Annotated in this window: 16 protein-coding genes and 2 pseudogenes; 8 read left to right on the top strand and 10 right to left on the bottom strand. The window is 69.2% G+C overall.

Features of this window, described 5'->3' with window-relative positions:
• Positions 1–652, bottom strand: a 652-nt coding sequence (locus ACNPQM_RS37595; protein ID WP_418087471.1) for a PepSY domain-containing protein, incomplete at its 3' end; no start/stop codon positions are given.
• 153 nt (positions 653–805) lie between these two features.
• On the opposite strand from ACNPQM_RS37595, the gene ACNPQM_RS37590 reads away from it, so the two are divergent.
• The 3 genes and pseudogenes from ACNPQM_RS37590 to ACNPQM_RS37580 form a co-directional block, all read left to right on the top strand.
• On the top strand, positions 806–1,492 hold the full coding sequence (locus ACNPQM_RS37590) for a response regulator (protein ID WP_418087470.1): 687 nt from the start codon (positions 806–808) through the stop codon (positions 1,490–1,492).
• Positions 1,485–2,954 (top strand): sensor histidine kinase, encoded by a 1,470-nt coding sequence (locus ACNPQM_RS37585; protein WP_418087469.1) that lies wholly within the window; start codon positions 1,485–1,487, stop codon positions 2,952–2,954. The genes ACNPQM_RS37590 and ACNPQM_RS37585 overlap by 8 nt, the downstream gene beginning before the upstream one ends.
• Positions 2,954–3,185, top strand: a pseudogene (locus ACNPQM_RS37580) (hypothetical protein); the annotation flags it as partial. The gene ACNPQM_RS37585 and the pseudogene ACNPQM_RS37580, both read left to right, overlap by 1 nt.
• Before the next feature lie 189 nt (positions 3,186–3,374).
• Here the strand turns inward: ACNPQM_RS37580 and ACNPQM_RS37575 are convergent.
• The 4 genes from ACNPQM_RS37575 to ACNPQM_RS37560 all read right to left on the bottom strand — a co-directional run bounded on the left by ACNPQM_RS37575 (position 3,375) and on the right by ACNPQM_RS37560 (position 6,611).
• A complete protein-coding gene (locus tag ACNPQM_RS37575; RefSeq protein ID WP_418087468.1) occupies positions 3,375–4,469 on the bottom strand; it encodes a PP2C family protein-serine/threonine phosphatase in 1,095 nt (364 codons plus the stop codon).
• Between the two features lie 602 nt (positions 4,470–5,071).
• Positions 5,072–5,353, bottom strand: coding sequence for a hypothetical protein (locus ACNPQM_RS37570; protein WP_418087467.1), 282 nt, complete (start codon positions 5,351–5,353; stop codon positions 5,072–5,074).
• An 89-nt stretch (positions 5,354–5,442) separates the two neighbouring features.
• A complete protein-coding gene (gene tpg, locus ACNPQM_RS37565; protein WP_418087466.1) occupies positions 5,443–6,003 on the bottom strand; it encodes a telomere-protecting terminal protein Tpg in 561 nt (186 codons plus the stop codon).
• Positions 6,004–6,239: 236 nt separating this feature from the next.
• Positions 6,240–6,611 (bottom strand): DUF3703 domain-containing protein, encoded by a 372-nt coding sequence (locus ACNPQM_RS37560; protein WP_418087465.1) that lies wholly within the window; start codon positions 6,609–6,611, stop codon positions 6,240–6,242.
• 58 nt (positions 6,612–6,669) lie between these two features.
• Here ACNPQM_RS37560 and ACNPQM_RS37555 point away from each other — a divergent pair, with 58 nt between their 5' ends.
• Together ACNPQM_RS37555 and ACNPQM_RS37550 are read left to right on the top strand one after the other, a co-directional pair.
• A complete protein-coding gene (locus tag ACNPQM_RS37555) occupies positions 6,670–7,005 on the top strand; it encodes an ArsR/SmtB family transcription factor (RefSeq protein WP_418087464.1) in 336 nt (111 codons plus the stop codon).
• A pseudogene (locus ACNPQM_RS37550) lies at positions 7,005–7,717 on the top strand (cation transporter). The gene ACNPQM_RS37555 and the pseudogene ACNPQM_RS37550 overlap by 1 nt, the downstream one beginning before the upstream one ends.
• A gap of 233 nt (positions 7,718–7,950) precedes the next feature.
• Here ACNPQM_RS37550 and ACNPQM_RS37545 read toward each other — a convergent pair.
• Positions 7,951–8,826 (bottom strand): ATP-dependent DNA ligase, encoded by an 876-nt coding sequence (locus ACNPQM_RS37545; protein WP_418087463.1) that lies wholly within the window; start codon positions 8,824–8,826, stop codon positions 7,951–7,953.
• Positions 8,827–8,938: 112 nt separating this feature from the next.
• On the opposite strand from ACNPQM_RS37545, the gene ACNPQM_RS37540 reads away from it, so the two are divergent.
• Positions 8,939–9,307 carry a DUF6233 domain-containing protein gene (locus tag ACNPQM_RS37540; RefSeq protein WP_418087462.1) on the top strand — a complete coding sequence of 123 codons (369 nt, stop codon included), beginning with the start codon at positions 8,939–8,941 and terminating at the stop codon, positions 9,305–9,307.
• 449 nt (positions 9,308–9,756) lie between these two features.
• Here ACNPQM_RS37540 and ACNPQM_RS37535 read toward each other — a convergent pair whose 3' ends face one another.
• Together ACNPQM_RS37535 and ACNPQM_RS37530 are read right to left on the bottom strand one after the other, a co-directional pair.
• Positions 9,757–10,452 (bottom strand): hypothetical protein, encoded by a 696-nt coding sequence (locus tag ACNPQM_RS37535; RefSeq protein WP_418087461.1) that lies wholly within the window; start codon positions 10,450–10,452, stop codon positions 9,757–9,759.
• 10 nt (positions 10,453–10,462) lie between these two features.
• Complete coding sequence (locus ACNPQM_RS37530) at positions 10,463–10,768, bottom strand: hypothetical protein (RefSeq protein WP_418087484.1); 306 nt, start codon at positions 10,766–10,768, stop codon at positions 10,463–10,465.
• Between the two features lie 65 nt (positions 10,769–10,833).
• Between ACNPQM_RS37530 and ACNPQM_RS37525 the strand changes: the two genes are divergently transcribed.
• Positions 10,834–11,184 carry a hypothetical protein gene (locus tag ACNPQM_RS37525; RefSeq protein ID WP_418087483.1) on the top strand — a complete coding sequence of 117 codons (351 nt, stop codon included), beginning with the start codon at positions 10,834–10,836 and terminating at the stop codon, positions 11,182–11,184.
• A gap of 156 nt (positions 11,185–11,340) precedes the next feature.
• Here the strand turns inward: ACNPQM_RS37525 and ACNPQM_RS37520 are convergent, their stop codons facing one another.
• On the bottom strand, positions 11,341–11,616 hold the full coding sequence (locus tag ACNPQM_RS37520; protein ID WP_418087460.1) for a hypothetical protein: 276 nt from the start codon (positions 11,614–11,616) through the stop codon (positions 11,341–11,343).
• A 205-nt stretch (positions 11,617–11,821) separates the two neighbouring features.
• Between ACNPQM_RS37520 and ACNPQM_RS37515 the strand changes: the two genes are divergently transcribed.
• Positions 11,822–12,343, top strand: a complete 522-nt coding sequence (locus ACNPQM_RS37515) for a hypothetical protein (RefSeq protein WP_418087459.1) — start codon at positions 11,822–11,824, stop codon at positions 12,341–12,343.
• A gap of 310 nt (positions 12,344–12,653) precedes the next feature.
• On the opposite strand, the gene ACNPQM_RS37510 is transcribed toward ACNPQM_RS37515, so the two are convergent.
• On the bottom strand, positions 12,654–12,893 hold the full coding sequence (locus ACNPQM_RS37510; protein WP_418087458.1) for a hypothetical protein: 240 nt from the start codon (positions 12,891–12,893) through the stop codon (positions 12,654–12,656).
• Positions 12,894–13,240: the final 347 nt, after the last annotated feature.

The raw sequence follows: 13,240 nt of genomic DNA, 5'->3' as shown, positions 1-13,240 counted from the left end.
GGTCCTCGTCGGCCTTGGTCGCTGTGACCTTGCCGGTCTGCGCGTCGACGGTGACTTCGTGCTCGGCACCGTTAGCGTCGACGATCTCGACCTCCCAGACCGTCGCCTTGCCGTCGTCGTTGCCCAGCTCGGCCGAGGTGGCCGTGCCCTGGACGGACTTCAGGGCCGCGTCGGCGGCCGCCTTCACGTCCGTCTTGGCAGCCTTGGCGAGGGCCGCCTCCTCGGAGCCGTCGTCACTCTTGCCGCGCTTGGTGTCGTCGCCCTCGTCGTCCTTGTGGGCCTGGGCGACGGTGACCTTGCCGGTCTGCGCGTCGACGGTGACTTCGTGCTCGGCACCGTTAGCGTCGACGATCTCGACCTCCCAGGCAGCCTTGCCCTGCTCCTTGTCCAGGTCGACCGAGGTGACCGTGCCCTGGACGGACTTCAGGGCCGCGTCGACGGCCTGCTTCAGGTCGACCCCGGTGCTCTTCGCGAGAGCGCTGTCGTCCTGCTTGGCGCCGGCTACTCGGGCCGTGACCGCGTCGTGGTTGTGGTCGTCAGCGAACGCCATGGCGGTGGTCGCGCCCGCGCCGCCGAGGACGACGGTTGCCGCGACCACGGCCGCCACGGTGCGGCGGCGGCCGGTCAGCGTCCGCTTAAGAGACGTCTTCATGGTGGTGTGTCCTTCCTCGATCCCGGCCAACTCAGCGGATGGCCTGGATGCCGATGCTGTCGAACTGACGGAAACCACCCTGCACAGGCGACCCTGAAGCGAGGCTGAAGAATCCTGAAGATCGCTTCAGATTGGTCTGAGACCCTTTGAGGCATGCGCTTGCTGATCGTGGAGGACGAGAAACGCCTCGCAGCGGCCCTCGTCCGCGGGCTGACCGCCGAGGGCTTCGTCGTCGACCTCGCCCACGACGGCATCACGGGCCTACACAAGGCGACCGAGGACGACTACGACCTGATCATGCTGGACATCATGCTGCCCGGCATGAACGGCTACCGGCTCTGCGGTGCCCTGCGCGAGGCCGGTCACGACACCCCGATCCTGATGCTGACTGCGAAGGACGGCGAGTACGACGAGGCCGAGGGCCTGGACACCGGCGCGGACGACTACCTCACCAAACCGTTCTCCTACCTCGTCCTGGTCGCCCGCATCCGCGCCCTGCTGCGCCGCCGCACCCGCGCCGGCGCCCCGGTGCTGCGGATCGGCGACCTGACCGTCGACCCGGACGCCCAGCGCGCACACCGGGCCGGAAAGGAGATCACGCTGACGGCGAAGGAGTTCGCCGTCCTTCAGCAGCTCGCCGTGCGCGCGGGCCAGGTCATGTCCAAATCCGACATCCTCGCCGAGGTGTGGGACTTCGCCTACGAGGGCGACCCCAACATCGTCGAGGTTTACATCAGCGCCCTGCGCCGCAAGATCGACGCCCCCTTCGGGCGACGGTCCATCACGACCCTGCGTGGGAGGGGCTATCGCCTGGAAGCCGACGGTGGCACCGATGCGTAAGCCGCTCGCCTCCGTGCGCGCCCGTGCCGCGCTCGGCGCGACCGTGGTCGTGGCCCTTGCCCTGCTCGCCGCCGGTCTGGGGCTGCTTCATGTGCTGCGCGGGAGCCTCGTGGACCACGCCGCGCTCCAGTCGGAGGTCAGGGCCCGTACCACGGCGGGCGCCCAGGCGACCCTGAACGGCAACTTCAGCCGACTCGACCTGCCCGATGACGAGGACAGGCTCGTCCAGGTCGTCGACTCGACGGGCAAGGTCCTGGCCGCCAGCGACGAGCTGCGCGGCCGCGGCCCCGTCGCCGACTACGACCATGCCCACGCCGAAAAGCCCGCGCGCGACGCCTCCCACGACAGCGACAAAAAGGATGACCACCGCGGCCCGCCCCGCGGCGAGGTCGGCACGCACGTCGAACACAAGACCGTCACCGTGGCGCTGGGCAGCGAGAGGCGCGACTACCACTTCGCCGCCGTCCACGGCACGACCTTCGACGGCCGCACCTATACCGTCTACGCCGGCACGTCACTCGAGGACGAACAGGCCACCGTCGACCAGGTCACCCGTGCCCTGCTCCTCGGCCTGCCGTTCATGCTGATCGTGGTCGCGGGCGTCGCGTGGCTCGTCACCCACCGCGCCCTGCGCCCGGTGGAGGGCATCCGTGCCAAGATGGCCGAGATCACTGCCAGCGGCGACCTGTCCCGCCGCGTACCCGAGCCCGACTCGCACGATGAGATCGCCCGGCTCGCCGCCACCACCAACGAAACCCTGACCGCTCTGGAGCAGTCCGCCCAGCGGCAGCTCCGGTTCGTCGCCGACGCCTCCCACGAACTACGCAGCCCCATCGCCAGCCTGCGCACCCAGCTCGAAGTCGCCACAGCCCACTCCGAACTCCTCGACACCGACGAGCTGCTCCACGACGTGATCCGCCTCCAGCACCTGGCCACCGACCTGCTCCTGCTGGCACGCCTCGACGCGGGCGTGCGCCCAACCGGTGCGCGCGTCGACTTGGCCGCCCTGGCCAGGGAGGAACTCAGCCAACGGCCCGCCACGGACCGCATCACCCCCACGGTGCACAACACCGACACGGCACTCGAAGTCCACGGCAGCCGCACCCAGCTGGCCCGCGTGTTGAGCAACCTGCTCGACAACACCCAGCGCCACGCGGCCTCCTCTATCACGGTCGACCTGCGCACGGACGACGGAGAGGTCCTCCTCACCGTGTCCGATGACGGGCCTGGCATCCCAGCGTCCGAGCGCGAGCGCGTCTTCGAACGCTTCGTACGCCTCGACGACGCCCGCAGTCGCGACGACGGCGGCGCGGGCCTAGGCCTGGCCATCGCCCGCGATGTCGTACACCGCCACGGAGGCACCCTCACGGTCACCGACGCACCAGGCGGCGGGGCGGCTTTCCAGGCGCGACTGCCGCGCATCGCGGGATCTGCCAACTCACCGGAGAGCGTAGGCGACTGATACTGGAGCACGCCGCCGCGCACAACGTCATGACCTTCCACCAGAAGGTCGAGGAAGCCGCCGCGTTCGCGGAGAAGCTGCCGGAGACCGCCGCGGAGCTGTACGTCAACGACGCCTCCGACGACGACCTGGCCAAGGCGCAGGCGCTGCCGAAGTCGTCGATCGAAGCAGAACCGTACGAACTGGAAGCCGGCCGCCACGTACCCCCCGGACCGCTTCTGGTCCGCGTGGCCCGGCCGCGCGCTGGTCCACCCCGGCCGCGGTCGGCGCCAGCGCAGTGGAGGGCGCGGCGGTGAGGGCTGCGGGGCGAGGGAGCCAGGCTTGTGAGCACCGCTCTCACACGTGCCAAGCGTCGCGGGGCAGGACTTGCAAAACACGCCCTGGGCCGTCGACCTGCCCGGGCTCTTCCCGGGTTCACCCTTAAACGCGTTCGGCGTGGACCAGGTCGCTGAGGTGGAGCCCGGTGTGCGGCGGGGGTGTGCGCTGGATAGCGAGGAGGGCGGCATCGTCGGCGAGCGCTCCGTCGGTGTGGGCGCACAGGTCCTGCTCGATGCGCTGGACCAGTGCCCTGGGGCTGTTCCTGGTCCAGAGGGTGACCCGTTGTTCCAGCGGGTAGAAGGTGTGGCTGCTGTCGCGGGCCTCCACGACGCCGTCGGTGTAGAGGAGGAGGGTGTCACCCGGCCGGAACGAGGATGTATGCGTGCCGTGGCCGTCGGACCCCAGTTCCCACATGCCCAGTGGGGGCGCCGGGTCGGGGCTCATCAGGTGTGTCGTGCGGCCGGACCTGATCAGCAGGGGCGGCGGGTGCCCACAGTTGATCATGCGTATCACGGGGCTGCTGTCGGGGATCTCCAGCAGGAGTGCGGTGATGAAGTGCTCCTTGGCCTCCTCGTCACGCTCGGGGAACTCGGTGAGATAGCGGCAGACGCTGCGGTCCAGCGCCCCGGCCAGGGCGGGAAGCGTGGCGTACTGATGGGCGGCCTCGCGGAACGCTCCCAGCAGCGTGGCCGCCTCCCCGACCGCGGCCAGCCCCTTCCCCCGGACATCGCCGATGATCAGACGCGTACGGCTGCCGATGCGGGCCGCCGCGTACAGGTCACCGCCGATCCGGGCCTCCTTGGCAGCAGCCAGGTACGAGGACGCGATGTGCAAGGCACCCAGCCGATCGGGAAGGGGGCGCAGCAGGGCCCGCTGCGCAGCCTCGGCGACCGACCGCACCTGGGCCAGCTCCTCCCTGCGCCGGTCGCGCAGGAAGCAGACGAACACGGCGAAGACCGACAGGAACGCGAGTCCGATGAGCTGCGCGACGTGGTTCTCGTCGAAGCCGGTCTGGACCGTGGCGATGAGGGCCTGGGCTCCCACGGCCAGCGCCCCGACCAGTGCGGTCAGCCGGTAGCCGGCGAACGAGGTGGTGATAGCGGGAGCCACAACGAGCAGTGGACCGAGATGGATGGTCTGCGGGGTGCGTATGTCCGCCAGGGTGATCGCCACGATCAGCACAAGAGGAATCGCCATCAGCGCATGACGCGAGTACCAAGACTGCCGAACACAGACAAAATGCCGCCTAAAGTGCATCCCTCTAATATGCACTATCTACTCAGAAACCGACCGCCTCCCCGATGCACCCCGCCGCCGGCCCCCGTCAGACCGGGTGCGCCCGGCCTGATCAGCCGGGCCGTCCCCGTACCCAGGGAAAACACACCGGCGGCCCGCGCCGACAAGGGGTCGGTCAGGCGCTTTGCGCAGCCCGGCTGTATGGCGGAGATCACGCCCCTGCTGCAAGGCTTCGACCACATCGGCGACGGCGACTCCTGATCGCCGGCGCCCCTGCGCGGCGGCGAAGCCAGACGCGCTATCGCCGGGCCCTACCCGCGCACGCGGGCACACGTTCCCCGGGGGATTCACCGGATCGCGACGCTGATGAGGAACCCGGTGACCCCGGGCGAGAAGCCCGTTGCGTCAAAGCGCCGCACCGGACACAACGCCCACAGGCCGCGCGCGAGGATGCCGGACAGAACACCGCCGGCCCACAGACCCGAACGACCACCTGCGGAGCGGACATAAAGGGAGGGCCGCTATGTGCTCGTAGCGGCCCTCCCCATGCAGATGCGGTTATGTCAGTCGGGCGTGGTGTCCTTGCCGACGAGAGCGGACAGCAGCTCGACCAGGGTCGTGTTCACGCTGCGCTGCTCGGTCAGGAAGCCGTCGATCTTCCGCTCCAGGCCCTCGAGGCGCTCGCCCAGGCCGTCGACCTTCTGGTCAAGGTTGCCGACCTGAAGGCGGAGCGCGGTCAGGTCGCTCTTGACGATGCCGAACTCGCGGTCGGTCTTTTGCGCCGTCTCTTCGTAGCGGCGGGTGAGCGCGGACAGTTCGCTGTGGGCGATGGGGTCTTCAGGCACGGTCGGCTCCCGGGTGGGTGTCGTGGCGGCGAGGCCGCGGCGTCGATTGTCGCAGAACGGGATGCAGCGGCGGTAGCCGGTGCTCCAGGTCAGGCATAGTCGGTGTCGAGATAATCGATATCGGTGAATTCCACGAGCAGGTCGTTCGCGCGTCGGCCGCCGTCCTTGAAATACACCTCCTGCAATCCCTCGGCAACGACGTTCTGCAATTCCTGTTCACCGGCACCGGCCTCCTGTGCGGTGAAAAGACGGTCGGCATAAACGGGCGGAAGGTGCTGGGTAATCAGCCGGATGCGTCCGTCGTCCGTCGTTCCGGGGGCTGCGGTGAACCCGAAACGGGCCCGCGTCTCGACCGTGATGCCGGTCGCGGTCGCCGCCTGCTTCCGGGCGCGTTTGCGCACCATCGGCTGCCAGTCCCTGCGCACCTCGGTCATGAGGCGGTCGGCGAGATCGGGGCGGGGCTTCTTGATCTGGCCGGTGAGGTAGCGCTCCACGGTGCGCTGGGAAACCCCCAGACGCTGTGCCACCACGCGCGTGGAGCCCTTCTCGTGCTTCACCAGGAACCGGACCTGGGCGCCGGCCGAGGCGGGGATAGGGCGGGTGAACGTCGCTGCGGCTGCCCTGTTCAGGCTGTCGCCGATGATGCCCACGGGGATACTCCTGTCGATGATCGTCTGTATGGCTCTGGTCACGAGAAGGGACAGCACTTGTTCACCGATCTGGGAGGCGCCCCAGCGTCGTTAGGAATTCGAACTGGTCCGGTGATGTGCCTCCGAGGGTCACAGGCCGAAGGCGCCGCTTTCGACGAGGATGAGCAGGCCGATGGCGGTCAGGACCAGGGGCAGCGGGAAGGATATGGCCCCAGCAGGCGAGGGCCAAACGGTGCCTACGGCCGCAGAGCGACGCCGCCCCCGCGGAGCAGAGCAGCGAGGTCGTTCGGGATAGGCATCGGGGTGGTGAGTCCGGCCCGGGTGCAGCCGGTGTTGCCGTCCGGATACTTCCTGGCCGCCGAACCTGGAGCGGCGACGGCTAGGCGCACCAGCTGGCCGATGATCTCGTGTACGTAGCGGTCGCGGAGGGCGAGGCGGAGCATCACCGTGTGGGTTCGGGTGTGAGGCCAGGGCCAGGGCTGGGACAGGATGTGGGCCCGCTCGGCTGCCCGCCACCGTTGCACCGCCGGTCCCGGAGTGCGGGCCGCGGTCATCTCGGCGGTAAACGCCTTCAGCAGGGCGGGCGGCATGGGAGAGGGGCGGCGCACGACAACCTCCGACAGTTCAGGATTTCCTGGATTCAAGCATCTGTGTATCGTCTTGTCCATGCTGACCCTCGCCACCGACCTGGACGCCCTGACCCGCTTCGGGCGGGCGCTGGCCGACCCGATCCGCTGCCGGCTGCTGCTCGCGTTGCGCGAGGCCCCGGCCTACCCTTCCGACCTCGCCGACGTACTGGGGATTTCGCGCACCCGGCTGTCCAACCACCTGGCGTGCCTGCGCGACTGCGGCCTGGTCGTCACCGTCCCCGACGGCCGCCGCACTCGCTACGAACTGGCCGATCCCCGCCTCGGCCACGCGCTGGACGACCTGCGCAATGCCGTGGTGGCCGTCGCCACCGACCGCACGTGCGTTGACGCCGACGACAAGGGGTGCTGCTGATGACCGCGATATCCCTCGGGCCGAGTCCGGCCCGCCGCGAAGTTCTGACCCGCCGAATACGGCTGCTGGTCGCCGCGACCATCACCTACAACGTCATCGAGGCGATCGTCGCGCTCACTGCCGGCAACCCTCGCCTACTCCACCGCCCTGATCGGTTTCGGCCTCGACTCGGTCATCGAGGTCTCCTCCGCCGCCGCGGTCGCCTGGCAGTTCTCCGCCCGTGACCACGCCGTACGTGAGGCCCGCGAGCACCGCACCCTGCGGATCATCGCGGTCTCGTTCTTCGCGCTCGCCGCGTACGTCACCTTCGATGCGATCCGCGCCCTCATCGGCACCGGCGAGGCCGACCGGTCCATTCCCGGCATCGTCATCGCAGCCCTGTCGCTGGCGATCATGCCGTTCCTGTCCGCCGCCCAGCGCCACGCCGGCCGCGAACTCGGCTCCGCCTCTGCGGTCGCCGACTCCAAGCAGACGCTGCTGTGTACCTATCTGTCCGCCGTGCTCCTTTGTCGGCCTGGTCCTCAACGCCACCCTCGGCTGGTCCTGGGCCGACCCGATCGCCGCCCTGGTCATCGCCGCCATCGCGGTCAAGGAAGGCCGCGGCGCGTGGCAGGGCAAGGGTTGCTGCGCACCCACTGCCACAGTGGCGCCGTCCGCCGATGCCGCAGCGGATGCGTGCGGATGCGCCCTGGGCTGCAAGTGCTGTAGCTGACCTCCCGTACGCGCCGCCCGGTCACAGGCCGAAGGCCGATCGCCGGCCCAAGGCTCGGTGCTGCCCCTTCTCGTGAACATCGAACACGACGCTGGCGGGGTGCCTCCCGAAGTACCGAACAACTGCTGTCGAAACTTGTGAACAAAGCCAGTACGCCAGCCGGTTTGGGTCGCATGTCTGGTCCGGGCGCGCAAGGGATGACCGCGCGTGACGATCCTGCAACGTGCCATAACTCATCGCATCCGGGTCACGGTGAGGGGCCCGTGCCGGCCGGACCCGGCCAGCACCTCCACCACCAGATCCGTCTCCACCCGCGTGTACGGCTCGCCCCCGGCCTGCCGCTCCCCTACCGCCACCGCACCGCCCAGCGCCTCACCGATCCGCACAGCAAGGACCGGGTTCAGCCTCGCCGACACGCGGGCGGGTCCGCCCTCGTCGCCGACCGCCAGGACCAGATGGTGCGGTCTGCGCCGCGGCCCCGTGAACCCGACCACCAGTGCGTCCACGGTGTCCGCGTGGCGTACCTTCACCCATCCGCGGCGCCCCGCCGGATAGCTGGCGTCGCCCCGCTTCGCGACGATCCCCTCGATCCCCTGCGCCCGGAGGGTCTCGTACCAGATGGTTGCCACCTCCCGGTCCTCGGTCGCGGGCACAGCTTGGATCGGCGGCCCGACGTCAGCCAGTAGCTCCAGCAGGTAGGCGCGGCGGGCCGTGTACGGGCGGCTCCGGCAGTCCCCGATCGCCGGGTCAGGGTGTTGCAGGACGTCCCAGCAGGCGTACGAGGCAGGGTGTCGGGCGGCAAGGGCGCGTGCCCGGGTGACCGATGACGCGGCCCGTGACTGCGCCGCGGCGAAGTCGAGCCGGTCGTCCCGCCAGATCACCGCCTCACCGTCCAGGACCGTGCCCGGCCTCAGGGCCATGGCGGCGACGGCCAGGTCCATCCAGTGCTGCGTGACGACCCGTCCCGACCGGGCGTACAGGATCACGGTGTCGTCGGTACGGTGCAGCACGGTCCGGTGACCGTCGAATTTGGGCTCGTACCACCAGCCCGGCCCATCAGGCAGGGTCGGAACCGCCTGGGCCAGCGCCACTTTGACCGGAAACTCCACACAATGATCTTGCAAGCCGCTGCCTCGGGCGGCGCCCGGGGCGGTCCAGACGGCCCACCCCTCCTCGGGCCGACTACTATCGAACATGTGAGCGAACAGCCAGGCCCCGCGCGTGACTGTCACCCTCCCCGGGGGCCGTGCCGTCGCAGGGCGCCTCCATGCGCGTCGACGGGACGCCGATGGGCAGTGGGTGTACGAGGTCTCGATCGACGTACCCGCCGCGGCCGTCCGCCCCGTCGACGGCGAGGACTACGACCAGGTCCCCACCGACCGGGCTGGTGGCCGTCCGGAGTGGGTACTCCAGGCCCTCCCCCAGGACACCCCGGATCAGCACGCCCTGGTCCTGCACAGCACCGACTGCCGGGCCGCCCAAGGGCGCCTCACCCGGGCCAGCGGCAGCGAGGCCGCGATCTTTGTCCAGCAGGGGTGGGCCACAGCGTGCGCCGTCTGCGAACCCACACCCGGATCGGGCGGGAGATGATCTCCGGGTGACTGTGCGCCGCCCGTTGGGCTCTGGACCCCTGCCTGCCCCTGCTCTGCCGGATGCTGCTCCCGGCGAACGTCTTCTGCCTGCCGAGCGGCCAGTCGGGGACGGGGCCGCGGCGGGAGTTGTGGGCGGTACGGGGATGTACGTCAGGCGCCGGCCGCTGGGAGCAGGCCCGGGTGCCGCAGCCGAGTCGGCAGGGTGACGGGCCAGCCTCTCCGCGCCAGTCCACAAACCATGATCAATCTCGGAGCGTCAACAGCGGCGGCCGTCGATCTCGGGGAGGACGAACTCCTGGCCTGACAGCAGCCGGATCCCGTGCCCGCCGTCCGGCGTCTCGGCCCCTACAGCCCTGCACTCCTACCTTGGAAGCCAGCCGCAAGGTACGGCCGGGGCAGCATGATGATGCGGCGTGGGCAAGAGCAGCCAGAGAGCCGGCACCGGAATTAAGCGGCTCGAAGCAGGGGCGGGGAACCCTGTTCGTCGCTGGCGGCTTGGATCTCCTCGAGGAGCTTTGAGTGGACGCTGGTCCACCTGCCCGGGTACTTCTTCTCGAAGACTCGAACCGTTGCGGCGAGCCACGGTTCGAGGTCGACGGGAGCGAGCACGTAACAGGCCTTCAGGAAGGCAATAGCCTGCGTGGGGTCGACGGGCAGGGTGCTGCCCTCGATGATGCGGCGGGTGGTGCTGCTGGGTAGCTCACCAGGCCCGGACATCCGCTCCATTTCACCGGGCGTGGGGCAGCCAGCCCACACGTGCTGGTGGCGCAGGGCCCGGCTGAGGTCCGCCGTGGAGGAGATGAGGGATGGGTCGGGCGCCTTGTGGACGTAATACGGTGCCCGGGTAGCCCGGCGCGCGCGGATCCACAGCTTCTGGCCGCGGGCCAGAGCGAGGCTGATGCTGCTGGCGAGTTCCTCCTCCTTGGTGACGGTCACCTCGACGAAGGTCTCGACGGTGTCCCAGAGAGGGACGGAGGCGCCGGAAGCGGCCCGCTCAAAGGTGGCCTTCGACGGCGAGCCGTTCATGAGATCGGATATCTGTTGGTGGGTCAGGCCGACTGCGGTCTTACGGTCGCGCAGGAAGTCCGCGAGTTTCGCGCGCGCCGGAACGGTACGGTATACCGGCTTTTCGGGGCGTCCCATGGCAGCCACCTCAGTTCTTCGAGGTGAAGTAGGCGCTCATGAAACGGCCGATCCGGCCGCTGGCGCCTCGGCCGCCGGTCATCACCGTCACGACGACTGCGGCGCTGATGCCGCCGACGCCGGCGATGAGGAACAGGACGTCGCGGATGCTCATGCCGGACGGGGCGAGGATCGCCGCAGTGGCAATGCACGCAATGATCACGAGCGCGTGCGGTACGCCGAACTGTCCGTTCGTGGAGGTGGTCTCACGTACGGACAGCGACTCGGTCGCCGTCGCGTTCACGGAGATGACGTCGGCACCGGACGTCGTCGGCATGGTGGCCGCGGTGCTCGCCGCGGTCGAGGGCTTGCTGCCACCAAGGCTGCACGAACGCCTGGACGGTGTGGGAAGAGATCGTGCCGCTCGGCTATCAGGGCAGCTACCAGCGGGTTCGCGCCTATTTCCGGGAGAAGCGGCTCTCGCCGGGCCCCGTCACCGCTCGGCCACCGTCACCCCGCGTCGTCGCCGGTTGGATCCTCCGAAGGCCGGAGACCCTCACCGAGACGGAGCACCTCCGCCTCAAGGCCGTTCTGGTCCACTGCCCTGAGCTGGACGCCCTTACCGGCCACGTCCGCTCCTTCGGCCAGATGCTCACCGAGCGCCAGGGCGAACGGCTGCCGCAGTTGGCTCGATGCCGTCCGGCGAGACGACCTCCCCGGTCTCCACACCCTCGCCGCAGGCATCGACCGTGACCGCGATGCCGTTATCGCCGGCCTCACCCTGCCCTGGAACTCAGGCGTCGTCGAAGGCCACGTCAACCGAATCAAAATGCTCAAACGCCAGATGTTCGGCCGGGCCGGCTTTGCCCTCCTCCGCAAACGCGTCCTGCTCTACTCCTGAGGCACAGGTCAGACCACATCATCAAGGAGCCCGAAGCCCTCCGGGAACCCTTCCAGGAACTCACGCCGCGCAGGGTTGGACTCCGCTTCGGCCATTGTCCCGAGCAGGTCGATCAATTCGCTCCGCTGGTCGCTCGACAACTTGCTGACCAGGTAGGCGACACCCTCCAGGACCTTGACGGCGTCGTCCGGATCCATCTGCTCGTCTTCACTGCCCTCGATGAACCACAGGACATCGACCAAGGCCTCAGCCAGGGCGTGGGTCAGAGACGAGTACACGGGCATCAAGGCGGACTCCCAGCAGGTCACGGCAGCAAAGTCCGGCCATCCCACCACACACCACTGACATCACACTCAGTCAGCCCTCCACGGAAAGTGAGCCAGAACCCGAGATCTCGACAGCACCACCAGGTGCGGCTGTGTCGTGCGCCGTGCCCTGACGTACGTTCGGACCTATGACGCACGCCCTGGAATCCCGGCTGGTGGCCCAGTGAGCGGCTGGTGGGCCTATCTGGAGGAACGGACCTGCCGAGAGGTCGATGCCGACGTGCTGCGCGATCATCGGCTGTCGGCGGTCAGGTCCGTGTGGGAGGCGCTGCGTCCATTGGGGGTGGGCCTGCATGAAGCCGAGCGGGTGGTCCACGCGCGATACGAGGCCCTCGGTGACCAAGTGCAGCGCACGCCGCCAGATTCGCTCGACCTCCCCTCACTTGCAGCCCGCGCCGCGGCTCTCCCGGGCCGTGTGGCGGCGGTGGAGGCGCTGTGGGACGGCGATACCGTGCACGACTGGTTCGTGCTCCTGGTCGCGGTTTTGGACTCCCCAGACGGGGAGGGCCACCTGGCGACCGTCTACCACCGCCCGGACAGCGCTCCCCCTGGCGGTGCCGCAGCCAAGGCCGGCCGGGCGCTCGCCAGCCACCTTGGTGTGCCGTTCTACTTCGCTTCTCCGGACATCCCTGATGACGACGCCCCGCGCTGGCGGACAGTCCAGCGGCTGGCGAAAGGGCCGTGACCCGGGAGCTATGGGTGGATCACGGCCTCAAGAAGGCCGGACCATCCGGTGCCTCCCGTTCTCATGAACATCGCCCCAGGGCCGATCCGGCTGCCTTCCAAGACAGTGAACAACTGCTGTCGAAACCGAAACTCGTGAACAAAGCCACAGGTGCCGTACTCATCGCACAGGGCCTCCGTCATCCTGGCCGCGCGGTCGCACGCCTCGCCGGGAAGCCCCGGCTGGCGTCTCCCGCCTCCGCCGGCCACCGGTGCGGCGGAGGCGGGGTCGGCGGCGGCCTGGGCGCGGCACCGGGTCGACTCGGGCGGTGCTATCCGCCGGATTCCTGTTCGCCGGGCTCGGTGACGTATTCACCCGCGACGGTCCACGTGCGCAGGGGGTGCTGGACGCCGTTGATCTCCTCGATGAGCCGGACGGTGGCGGCGGGGTTCGTGCCGTACAGGCCGATCCAGCGCCGGTAGGTCTTCCGGGCGGTGCTGTCGTCTTCCCACTGGCCGATGACGGCGGGGCCGTCCTTCCTGAATTGGAGGACGGCCCGAAACGTTGTCACAGGTTCGTCCTCTCTTTGAACGGGGCCTGTTCGGGCAGGTGGGCGAGCAACCGTTGCAGGTAGCCGCAGGTCAGGGCTTTGTGGAGATGTGAGGCGAGTGCGTGGCGTGGCTCAAGGTCGGTGCCGCGCAGTGTCGGGGCAGTGAGTCGGCCTGTCGGGCGTACGGGCCGCCAGCTACCCGACCACCCGCTGAGCCGGAGCACGGTAGTTGTCACAAAGCCAGGCTTCTTGTCACCCGGACCGCTACGTCGGCGGGGGGGGGGGCGGGGGGGCGGGCGCCCCGCGGGGCCCGCGCGACACCCCAGAGCGCAGTAAAAAAAAAAAAAAAACAAAACCAGGCGAGAGAG

This window comes from Streptomyces sp. NPDC056231 (genome assembly GCF_048270745.1).
GTDB lineage: Bacteria > Actinomycetota > Actinomycetes > Streptomycetales > Streptomycetaceae > Streptomyces.
Note: the sequence above shows the minus strand (reverse complement) of the source record. Positions and strands in the feature narration are given on the sequence as shown.